This is a genomic window from Vibrio profundi, from assembly GCF_043642225.1.
GTDB lineage: Bacteria > Pseudomonadota > Gammaproteobacteria > Enterobacterales > Vibrionaceae > Vibrio > Vibrio profundi_A.
This window is the reverse complement of sequence record NZ_JBHZSF010000047.1, coordinates 1-1216: the sequence shown is the minus strand read 5'-3', so window position 1 is coordinate 1216 and position 1216 is coordinate 1. Positions and strand designations below refer to the sequence as shown.

The window sequence follows — 1216 nt, the reverse complement described above, 5'->3', positions numbered from 1 at the left end:
GGCAGGGAAACCGAAAAAAGTCGCGATCGTTGCCTGTATGAGAAAGATGGTTGTAATACTTAATTCAATGCTAAGAGATGGGGTGATGTGGGATAAGAATAGCGCCAAAAATTAACTATTGACGCCATAGTCTCTTGTTAGTTTGCGTGCCAAAGTGACACAGAGATTGCTTATTGCACACTTTAAGACCATAATACACATGTGACATTTTGACACAACAGGAGATAACATTATGGCTACTACTTTGCCTCGCATCACCGCTAGAGTTGATGTCGATACACAAGACTTACTTACTAAGGCTGCCGCGATCGCCGGCATGTCTAGCATCAACTCGTTTGTTCTAAGCGCAGCAATTGAAAAAGCTAAACAAGTCATCGAGCGTGAACAGGCTTTAAAACTGAGCCAAGCAGATGCGATGTTGCTCATGGAAGCTTTAGATCGTCCTGCAACACAGAACTCAAAACTAAAAGCTGCTGCTGATCGATACGAGAGCAAAACTCAATGATGAATACGGTACTTCTAGATAAAGCTAAACACGATAGAAACCGATTCAACTGTGGCATCGAAGCTCTCAATAATTACTTAAAAGTAATGGCGAGTCAGCAAGCAAAGAAGGACAACACCAGAACATTTGTTTTGGAAGATGATAGCGACAACTCACATGTTATCGGCTTTTACACGCTAACAATGACACCAATTGACTTAAAGGCATTGCCTGATAAGTTACAAAAAAAGCACCAATCATCCACCTCTGGTGGTCTGATTGCCCGCCTTGCTGTCGATGACCGATACAAAGGGAAAGGCTTTGGTGAGTGGCTGCTTATCGACGCACTCAGAAAGCTATTAGCCGCTAGTGATAGCGTTGCATTTCCAGTTGTTATCGTTGATGCCAAAGACGGTGCGAAACACTTCTATGAACGCTATGGTTTTCAAGCATTTGAAGACGCAGAAAATAAACTCTTCATCACCATTGCTGATGTGAGAGCAAGCTTAGGCTAGTTAATCGCTAGCCTTTAGCAAACTAACGCCCAATTAAGGGGTGAACAACGCCTCCACCCAACCCTAAAGCATTGTGCCATAAACACTAAATTTGAAGTAGAAGCAAAAATGCCGAGCGTTGTGAATCCCTCTTAAATTGCTTGTATGGATAATAAGCACTCCAATCGGGTAAGGTGAGACCCAGACTTTAGCTGCAACTAAAGTTCTTCTATCTGGT

Annotated in this window: 2 protein-coding genes and 1 pseudogene; all 3 read left to right on the top strand. The window is 42.8% G+C overall.

From position 1 onward, the window contains the following. A pseudogene (locus tag ACHUFI_RS22435) lies at nucleotides 1-115 on the top strand (IS110 family transposase); the annotation flags it as partial. 117 nt (nucleotides 116-232) lie between these two features. Further along, nucleotides 233-505 (top strand): type II toxin-antitoxin system TacA family antitoxin, encoded by a 273-nt coding sequence (locus tag ACHUFI_RS22430; protein WP_017420534.1) that lies wholly within the window; start codon nucleotides 233-235, stop codon nucleotides 503-505. Then, nucleotides 502-999, top strand: a complete 498-nt coding sequence (locus ACHUFI_RS22425) for a GNAT family N-acetyltransferase (protein ID WP_038940770.1) — start codon at nucleotides 502-504, stop codon at nucleotides 997-999. Before ACHUFI_RS22430 ends, ACHUFI_RS22425 begins: the two co-directional genes overlap by 4 nt. Nucleotides 1000-1216: the final 217 nt, after the last annotated feature.